The organism is Micromonospora sp. NPDC049580, assembly GCF_040675595.1.
Lineage (GTDB): Bacteria > Actinomycetota > Actinomycetes > Mycobacteriales > Micromonosporaceae > Micromonospora.
The window spans coordinates 1-9,227 of record NZ_JBFAPG010000239.1; the positions used below are offsets into that span (position 1 = coordinate 1).

9 protein-coding genes are annotated in these 9,227 nt (G+C 73.3%); 5 read left to right on the plus strand and 4 right to left on the minus strand.

The window, feature by feature from the left end; genetic code table 11:
* Positions 1-238: 238 nt before the first annotated feature.
* From infB to rimP, 4 genes are all read right to left on the minus strand, one after another.
* Positions 239-3,253: a translation initiation factor IF-2 gene (infB, locus tag AB0J68_RS19240; protein WP_354857655.1), complete on the minus strand. Its 3,015-nt coding sequence runs from the start codon at positions 3,251-3,253 to the stop codon at positions 239-241.
* Positions 3,254-3,346: 93 nt separating this feature from the next.
* On the minus strand, positions 3,347-3,679 hold the full coding sequence (locus AB0J68_RS19245) for a YlxR family protein (protein ID WP_266251254.1): 333 nt from the start codon (positions 3,677-3,679) through the stop codon (positions 3,347-3,349).
* Between the two features lie 16 nt (positions 3,680-3,695).
* A complete protein-coding gene (gene nusA / locus AB0J68_RS19250; protein ID WP_354857652.1) occupies positions 3,696-4,739 on the minus strand; it encodes a transcription termination factor NusA in 1,044 nt (347 codons plus the stop codon).
* Positions 4,736-5,452 (minus strand): ribosome maturation factor RimP, encoded by a 717-nt coding sequence (gene rimP, locus AB0J68_RS19255; RefSeq protein ID WP_363939714.1) that lies wholly within the window; start codon positions 5,450-5,452, stop codon positions 4,736-4,738. The genes nusA and rimP overlap by 4 nt, the downstream gene beginning before the upstream one ends.
* A 154-nt stretch (positions 5,453-5,606) precedes the next feature.
* Here rimP and AB0J68_RS19260 point away from each other — a divergent pair, with 154 nt between their 5' ends.
* The 5 genes from AB0J68_RS19260 to AB0J68_RS19280 form a co-directional block, all read left to right on the plus strand.
* Positions 5,607-6,134, plus strand: coding sequence for a hypothetical protein (locus AB0J68_RS19260; RefSeq protein ID WP_363939716.1), 528 nt, complete (start codon positions 5,607-5,609; stop codon positions 6,132-6,134).
* Complete coding sequence (locus tag AB0J68_RS19265; RefSeq protein ID WP_354857645.1) at positions 6,131-6,568, plus strand: ferritin-like domain-containing protein; 438 nt, start codon at positions 6,131-6,133, stop codon at positions 6,566-6,568. Before AB0J68_RS19260 ends, AB0J68_RS19265 begins: the two co-directional genes overlap by 4 nt.
* A 52-nt stretch (positions 6,569-6,620) precedes the next feature.
* Complete coding sequence (locus AB0J68_RS19270; protein ID WP_354857643.1) at positions 6,621-7,223, plus strand: PadR family transcriptional regulator; 603 nt, start codon at positions 6,621-6,623, stop codon at positions 7,221-7,223.
* Entirely contained in the window at positions 7,220-7,954 is a 735-nt protein-coding gene (locus AB0J68_RS19275; RefSeq protein WP_355066859.1) for an ABC transporter ATP-binding protein, read from the plus strand. The genes AB0J68_RS19270 and AB0J68_RS19275 overlap by 4 nt, the downstream gene beginning before the upstream one ends.
* Before the next feature lie 56 nt (positions 7,955-8,010).
* Positions 8,011-9,227, plus strand: a 1,217-nt coding sequence (locus AB0J68_RS19280) for an FtsX-like permease family protein (RefSeq protein WP_363939718.1), incomplete at its 3' end; no start/stop codon positions are given.

The following is a 9,227-nucleotide window of genomic DNA, read 5'->3' on the forward strand; positions in this document are numbered from 1 at the left end:
GTGTTCTTCCCGGGCATCACGATCTTCGCGCTGGTGTTCGCCTTCAACCTCTTCGGCGACGCGTTGCGGGACGCGCTGATCTCTTGGCTTTGAGCGACCGGGAGTCGCCCGGCAGCAGCAGGTCGAAGACCGCGTTTCCGGTGAACATCGCCCCGGACGATACCGGCAACCCGCCCCGCATGATCAAGGGGTTTACGCCGGTTGGCGTAAACCCCTTGATCAGCGTGTCACTGCCGGATCAGGCGCGAGCCTTCTCCCGCATCTCGAAGGTCTCGATGACGTCGCCGACCTGGACGTTGTTGTAACCACCCAGGGTCAGACCACACTCGAAGCCCTCGCGGACCTCCGTGGCGTCATCCTTGAACCGCTTGAGCGAGGTGATCGTGAGGTTGTCCGCCACGACCGCCCCGTCCCGCAGCAGGCGCGCCTTCGCGTTGCGCCGGATGATGCCCGACCGGACGATACAACCGGAGATGTTGCCGATCTTGGACGAGCGGAAGACGTCGCGGATCTCCGCGCTGCCCAGCTCGACCTCCTCGTACTCCGGCTTGAGCAGGCCCTTGAGCGCTGCCTCGATCTCCTCGATGGCCTGGTAGATGATCGTGTAGTACCGGATCTCCACGCCCTCGCGGTCGGCCATCTCGCGGACCTTGTTCGAGGCCCGCACGTTGAAGCCGATGATCGTGACCGGCTCCGACGAGGCACTCGCGAGCATGACGTTGCTCTCGGTGATCGCGCCGACGCCCCGGTCGAGGACCTTGAGCTGGACCTCCTCGGGGATGTCGAGGTTGAACAGCGCATCCTCCAGGGCCTCCACCGAACCGGAGACATCACCCTTGAGGATGAGGTTGAGCGACGTCTTCTCGCCCTCCTTGAGCTGCTCCATGAGCGTCTCAAGAGTGGCCCGACCACGGGAGTTGGCGAAGGACGCCGCCCGCCGCCGTGCCTGCCGCTGCTCGGCGATCTGCCGCACCGTACGGTCGTCCGCCGCGGCGAGGAACGTGTCGCCCGCGCCGGGAGGCGCGGTCAGACCCAGCACCATGACCGGACGCGCCGGACCGGCCTCGGTGAGCTGGTTGCCGTTCTCGTCGAGCATGGCCCGGACCCGGCCGTGCGCCCCACCGGCGACGATCGAGTCGCCCGCCCGCAGGGTGCCCTTCTGCACGAGCACCGTCGCCACCGCACCGCGACCCTTGTCCAGGTGCGCCTCGATGGCCACACCCTGCGCCGGCCCGTCGATCGGAGCGGTCAGCTCCAGCGACGCGTCGGCGGTCAGCAGGACAGCCTCGAGCAGTTCCTCGATGCCGATGCCCGGCTTCGCGGCCACGTTGACGAACATGGTGTCGCCGCCGTACTCCTCGGCGACCAGGCCGTACTCGGTCAGCTGCTGGCGGACCTTGTCCGGGTTGGCCTCCGGCTTGTCGACCTTGTTGACCGCGACCACGATCGGCACGTCGGCCGCCTTGGCGTGGTTCAACGCCTCGATGGTCTGCGGCATCACGCCGTCGTCGGCCGCGACCACCAGGATCACGACGTCCGTCACCTGGGCACCACGGGCACGCATGGCGGTGAACGCCTCGTGACCCGGGGTGTCGATGAAGGTCACCGCGCGGTCCTCGCCCTCGTGCGGGACGTGGACCTGGTAGGCACCGATGTGCTGGGTGATGCCACCGGCCTCGCCGGCCACGACGTTCGCCTTACGGATCGCGTCGAGCAGCTTGGTCTTACCGTGGTCGACGTGACCCATGACGGTCACGACCGGCGCACGACTGACCAGACGCTCCTCGGCCACCTCCGCGTCGAGGTCGATGTTGAACTGCGCGAGCAGCTCGCGGTCCTCGTCCTCCGGGCTGACGATCTGCACCTCGAAGCCGAGGTGCTCACCCAGCAGCTGCAGGGTGTCGTCAGAGCAGGACTGGGTCGCGGTGACCATCTCGCCCAGGTTGAACATCTCCTGGACCAGCGAACCCGGGTTGGCGTTGATCCTGTCGGCGAAGTCCGACAGCGAGGCGCCACGGGAGAGCCGGACGACCTGACCCTGACCCCGGGGAGCACCCGAGCTCATGGTCGGAGCCGACAGGTTGTCGAACTCCTGTCTGCGCTGCTTCTTGGACTTGCGGCCACGCGTCGGCCGGCCACCCGGACGCCCGAAGGCACCCGCGGCGCCGCCGCCACGGCCACGACCGCCGGCACCCGGGCGACCGCCGCCGCCCGAGGGAGCGCCCGGACGGAAACCACCGCCGGGAGCACCGCCACCGCCGCCGGGACCGCCACGGTAGCCACCGCCACCGCCGGCACCCGCGCCACCACCGGGGCCGCCGCGGTAACCGCCGCCACCACCGGCGCCGCCGCCGGGACCACCACGGAAACCGCCGCCACCGCCACCGGGGCGACCCGCGCCGCCACCGGGACGACCGGCGCCACCCGGGCCGGGACGACCGGCAGCCGGACGCTGACTCGGCATGGACGCCGGGCTGGGCCGCGGCGGCATGGAGTTCGGGCTCGGCCGCGGCGGCATACCCGCCGGGCTGTTGGGCCGGGGGCCACCCGCACCCGCGGCCGGCGGCCGCTGCTGCTGGCCACCCTGGATGCCGAACGGGTTGTTACCGGCGCCGCGCGCCGGCGGACGACCGCCCGGTCGGGCACCGGGACCCGGCGCCGGCGTGCTCGGCCGAGCGGCCGGCGAACCGGGACGGGGCGGCATCGCGGCCGGACCCGGCCGCGGACCGGGGCGGTTGCCGTCTGCCGGAGGCTCCCGGCGAACGGGGTTTTCCCGCTGCTGCTGGCGGGCGGCCTGCGCGGCCTTGACCGCGGCCTCCTGCTCAGCCTTCAGCGCGGCGGCACGCGCCTCCGCGGCCGCCACCTCGATGTCGTGGGCACTCGCCGGCTTGGCGACCGGGGCCGCGGACTGCGGCGCACCGGGCACCGGACCCTTGGGCTTCGGACCGGGTGCCGGCGCGGCCGGCCGCCGAGGCGGCATCGGCTTCGCCGAGACCCGGGGGGCGCCCGGGGTCGGAGACGGCGTCGGGGTCGGCGTCGAAGCCGGCGTCGGCGCGGGCGCCGACGGGGCAGCCGGCGCCGGAGCACCGGAGGACGCGACGAATGCGTTACGCAGCCGTCGGGCGACGGGCGCCTCGACCGTGCTGGACGCGGACTTGACGAACTCGCCCATTTCCTTCAGCTTGGCGAGAACGGTCTTACTCTCGACCCCGAGCTCTTTTGCAAGCTCGTGTACGCGGGCCTTGCCTGCCACTGCACTCCTCACTCCGAGGTCGTGCGGGCAGCACCCGCAGCGACCTCACTCGTGCACTTGAAGCCTGGTCATTTCAGGGACTTCATCGTGTGCTCATGTCGGTCGTCCTACCCTGCTAGCGACCCTCGCCCGGTCGGGCTGACCGGACGTAGTGGTTGGCGCATCGACGTGCTCTGCCAGCACACCGTGGTCGAGGACCTCGGTGATGCGCAGCGCTCGCCCGAAGGCTCGGCGCCGCACCGCCAGCGCGAAGCAGGCCGGATCCGGGTGCATGTTCGCTCCCCGACCCGGCAGCCTGCGGCGCGGATCAGGCCGGAGGCTGTGACCAGCCTCGTCCCCGATCGCGACGACCCGCAGCAATTCGCTGGCCGGCGCACGTTGCCGGCAACCCACACAGGTGCGCTCCGGCTGCGCGCGTCGTACCACTGGAGGAAGTCTACCCCTAGCTGCCCGAGATCGCGCCGCCCGGCTCCGGCACATGCTCGGCCGCGCCGCGCGCGGCCGGGGCGGTCTGCTCCGCGTCGGACCGGATGTCGATCCGCCAACCGGTCAACCGGGCAGCGAGTCGGGCATTCTGCCCCTCGCGGCCGATGGCGAGCGAGAGCTGGAAATCCGGGACGGTCACCCGGGCGGCCCGACCGGCCAGGTCCACCACCTCGACGCGCAGCGCCTTGGCCGGCGACAACGCGTTACCGACGAAGGTGGCCGGGTCGTCCGACCAGTCGATGATGTCGATCTTCTCACCGTGCAGCTCGCTCATCACCGCGCGCACCCGCTGGCCCATCGGGCCGATGCAGGCGCCCTTGGCGTTCACCCCGGGGGTGGTGGAACGGACGGCGATCTTCGTACGGTGACCTGCCTCACGGGCGATCGCGCCGATCTCGACCGTGCCGTCGGCGATCTCCGGGACCTCCAGCGCGAACAGCTTCTTGACCAGGGCCGGGTGCGACCGGGACAGGGTGATCTGCGGCCCGCGCATGCCCTTGGCCACGTGCACCACCACGCACCGGATCCGCTCGCCGTGCGCGTACCGCTCGCCGGGCACCTGCTCGGACTGCGGCAGCACGCCCTCCAGTTTGCCCAGGTCGACGCTGACGATGCCCTTCTCGGTACGGGTCTCGTGCGCCTGCACCACGCCGGTGACCAGGTCACCCTCGCGGCCCACGTACTCGCCGAAGTGCACCTCGTCGGTGGCCTCCCGCAGACGCTGGAGGATCACCTGTTTGGCGGTCATCGCGGCGATCCGCCCGAAGTCGTGCGGTGTGTCGTCCCACTCACGCACGAGGGAACCGTCGTCGTCCATCTCCTGCGCGTACACCAGGGCCGCGCCGGACTTGCGGTCGATCTCCACCCGGGCGTGCGGCTCGGCGCCGTCGGTGTGCCGGTAGGCGGTCAGCAACGCGGTCTCGATCGCCGCGAGAATCGTGTCGAACGGGATCTCCCGCTCGCGCTCGAGTGCGCGCAGCGCCGCGAGGTCGATGTTCACCTCTCCTCGTCCTCCACATCATCTTCGTCGTCGATGTCGTCTGAATCGTCGTTCTCGTCGGTCTCGTCCGCGTCGTCGAACTCGTCCGGCTCACCCAGCTCGGCGAGGCGGGTGAACTCGACCTGCACGCGGCCCGGGCCCAGCTGGGCGTACGCCCACAGGGTCTGGCCGTCGTCGGTCTCCAGCCGCACGCCCTCGTCGTCGGCCCCGACCACCCGGCCGGTCAGCTGGCGGTCCCCGGAGGGCTGCTCGCCGCGCTGGCCAGGCAGCGCGACCGCGCCCCGGACGGTGACCTTGACCAGCCGGCCCACGTTGCGCCGCCAGTGCCGGGGCAGGGTGAGCGGCCGGTCCACACCCGGCGAGCTGACCTCGAGCTGGTATTCCCCGGCGAGAATGTCGCCGCCGGTCTCCTCGGCGGCGTCCAGGGCGGCCGAGACCGCGCGGGAGACGTCCGCGACGGCGTCCAGGTCGATGCCGCCGTCGGCGTCCACGATCACCCGCACCACGTGCCGGCGGCCGGCCCGGGAGACCGACAGGTCCTCCAGGTCGTAGCCCACGCCGTTGACCACCGGCTCGATCACGGTCCGCAGCCGGGTACGCCGTGCCGCGAGATCACCGCCGCCGCGCGGGGCGGCGCCGTCGCGCGGACCGCGAGAGCCCGCGCCGTCGCGGGGTCGACCCGTCGACCTGGTGGCACGGCCACGCTGCGTCATCTGCGCACCCTCTCCCTGGTCGACCGGGACCCTCGTCCCGCCATGCCGGCACGCCACCGGAGCGGACGCGCCGGTGGCTGCGCAGAGCGTAACGCGCCTGCCCGGCAGCGGACCGGGCGGCGCACCGACGGCGATGGCCCCCGGACCGGCGCGGATGGTGTTCACTGGCTCGGTGGGGATCGGCAGAACGACACCGCGCGACCAAGTATCCGGACATAACCGGCGAAACCTACTGCGTGCCGGGGCGCTGCTGGCGCTCGGCTGCGCTGCGGCACCGCTGACCGGCTGTGATCTTTTCGACCGCGACGACGAGCCGGCGCCGCCGCCGGACCCGCTGCGCCCGATGGTCGACGAGTCGCTGGGCCTGGCCGCCGCGTACCGGGCGAGCGCCGCCGCCCACCCGGAGCTGGCCGACCGCCTCGGCCCCATCGCCGAGACACACACCGCGCACGCCACCGAGCTGGCCCGGGTGATCGGCCTCGCTCTCCCGTCCACACCCGCCGCCGACCCGAGCGCCACCGCGGCGACCGAGCCGGCCGGCGCGCTGGCCGCCCTGCGCGCGCGGGAGAAGACCGCACAGCAGTCCGCCACCGCGGCCTGCGCGGCGGCGCCCGCCGAGCGGGCGGCGCTGCTCGGGTCGATCGCCGCCGCGCGGGCCACCCACCAGGAGGCACTGAAGTGAGGCAGCCCACCTCCGGGGAGGCGCTCGCCGCCGCCCTCTCCGCCGAGTACGCGGCCATCTACGCCTACGGGCGGATCGGCGTCCGGCTCACCGGGGCGGCACGCGAGGCCGCACACCAGGCGGAGGCCGCACACCGACGACGGCGCGACGGGCTGGTCGTGCAGCTCAGCACCACCGGCGGCACCGTTCCACCGGGCCGGGCCGGGTACGCGCTGCCGTTTCCCGTCATCGACCGGGCGAGCGCGTTGCGGCTGGCCGTCGAGGTGGAGGAGCGCACCGCGGCGCACTGGCGGGCCGCGTTGGCGTCCACCACCGGCCCGGACCGCGACCAGGCGCTGGCCGCCCTGGTCGAGTACGCCGTACGGGCCACGCGGTGGCGCAAGACCGCAGGGGTGACCCCGGCGACTGTCGCATTTCCCGGCCGCCCGACCTGAACCGGTCCACTCCGGTTGCGGAGCGCATACCAGGTATGCATACTCCGTTGCCATGTCCATCCGTCACGGGCTGCTCGCCCTTCTCGAACGCGGCCAGATGTACGGCTACCAGCTGCGCGCCGCGTTCGAGGAGTCGACCGGCTCGACCTGGCCGCTAAACATCGGGCAGGTCTACACCACGCTGTCCCGGCTGGAACGGGACGGTCTGGTGCGCCCGCTGCCGGAGAGCGAGGCCGGGCAACGCCCGTACGAGATCACCGACGCCGGCCGGGCGGACCTCGCGCTGTGGTTCGCCACCCCGATCAGCCGCACCGACCGCCCCCGCGACGAGCTGGCGATCAAACTGGCCCTGGCGCTCACCACCCCCGGGGTGGACGTCCGCTCGGTGGTGCAGGCCCAGCGCAGCGCGACCATGCGCACGTTGCAGGAGTTGACCCGGTTGAAGTACGGCAGCGACCGCCCGGAGGACCTGCCGTGGCGGCTGGTGCTGGACTCGATGGTGTTCCAGGCCGAAGCTGAGGTGCGGTGGCTGGACCACTGCGAGACCAGTCTGGTCCGGCTCCAGCCCAACGGGCCGACGCCACCCCCGACCCGGCCGCCCGACGCCGGGGCGTCCGACGGCGCGCGGTGGGCCGACGAGGAGGCGCGACGGTGAGCGGAACGGACGACGCGGTGCTGGAGCTGCGCGCCGTCCACCGCACCCACGGGTCCGGCCCGGCGGCGGTGCACGCGCTGCGCGGTGTCAGCCTGGTCGTCCGGCCGGGCGAGCTGGTCGCCGTGATGGGCCCGTCCGGTTCGGGCAAGTCGACGCTGCTGGCCCTCGCCGGTGGGCTGGACCGCCCGACCCGCGGCGACGTCCGGGTCGAGGGCCAGCCGCTCGGGGCGTTGGATCGCCGCGGGCTGGCCCAGCTGCGCCGCCGCCGCATCGGTTACATCTTCCAGCAGCTCAACCTGCTGGCCAGCCTGAGCGCGTTGGAGAACGTCGCGCTCCCGCTGGAGCTCGACGGCGTCGGCGGCCGGCGGGCCCGTGCGGCGGCTCTGGCCGCGTTGACCGAGGTGGGCCTGCCGGCGCTGGGTGACCGCTTCCCGGACCAGCTCTCCGGTGGTCAGCAGCAGCGGGTGGCGATCGCCCGCGCGCTGGTCGGCGAGCGGCGCCTGGTGCTCGCCGACGAACCCACCGGGGCGCTGGACTCGCAGACCGGCGAGGCGGTGCTGCACCTGCTGCGCCGCCGGGTCGACGCGGGCGCCGCCGGCATCCTCGTCACCCACGAAGCGCGCCACGCCGGCTGGGCCGACCGGGTGGTGTTCCTGCGCGACGGCGTGCTGGTCGACACGACGGCCCCGCTGGGCAGCGTCGAGCAACTGCTGTCCGGCAGCGACCGTTGACCCTGCGCCGGACGCCGCTGGCACGCCGCCGCGTCGATCCCCCGGCGGTCGGACCGGTGACACCGCCCACGCCCGTCGGGCGGCGGAGGTTCGCCGAACTGACCGGCTCGTGGCGGGCGGCGCTGCGGATCGCCCGACGCGAGTCGCGCCGGGCACGTCGGCGTACCGCCCTGGTGCTCGCGATGATCGCCCTGCCGGTGCTGGTGCTGGCCTTCCTCGCCACGAGCTACGACATGTCCGAACTGACCCCGCAGGAGCGTGTCGACCGCCGCCTCGGCGTCGCCGACGCGGAGCTGCGGTGGTTCGCCGAGACCCCGGTCATCCAGGACGAGTGGGGCGACAGCTGGTATCCCCGTGACGACAGCCAGTCAGCGATCGGCCGCCCGGCCACCGCCGCCGAGGTGACCGCGTTGCTCGGCCCCGGCAGCCGGGTCACCGAGGTCCGCGCCGGAGGCCCGGTGACGGTGCGGGGCCCGAGAGGCGACGAGACCCTGCAGGGGCGGGTTCTCGACCTCGCCGACCCGCTGGCCCGGAGTCTGGTGCGGTTCCGGTCGGGGCGGGCGCCGCAGCAGCCCGGCGAGGTCGCGGTGAGCCCGGCGGCGCTGCGCCGCCTGGACGTACGCCTGGGCGACGCCGTGGCCACCGCCGACCGGGCGAGGACGTACACGGTGGTCGGGGTTGTCGAGTTTCCCGACGACCTCGGCCCGGTGATGGCGCTGCACCCGGCGGCCGTCGGGCGGGCCGATCCGCAGACGGAGAGCCGCTGGCTGGTCGACGTGCCCGGCGTCGTCGACGCGGCGATGGTGTCGCGGCTCAACGACCACGGGGTGGTGGTCGCGCCGCGCCACCTACCCGCCTCGGCGACGTCGTCCCGCAGCTGGATCGGCTACGCGGACACCACCGACCTGAGCACCGGCGTGCTGATCGCCGGCCTGGGGTTGCTGGAGGTCGTGCTGCTGGTCGGACCGGCGTTCGCCGTGGGGGTCCGCCGTCGGCGCCGGGACCTGGCGCTGGTTGCCGTGGCCGGCGGGGACGCGGCCCAACTGCGTCGGGTCGTGCTCGCCGACGGGGTGGTGCTGGGCGTGCTGGGCGCCGCGGCGGGGTTGCTGCTCGGTGTCGGCGCGGCGTTCGCCGGTCGTCCACTCATGGAGCAGTACGTCTTCGGCGCCCGCTTCGGCGGGTACCGCTGCTGGCCCTCGGCCCTGGTCGTGCTCGGCGGGGTCGCGGTGCTGGCCGGGGTGCTGGCCGCGCTCGCGCCGGCCTGGACGGCGGC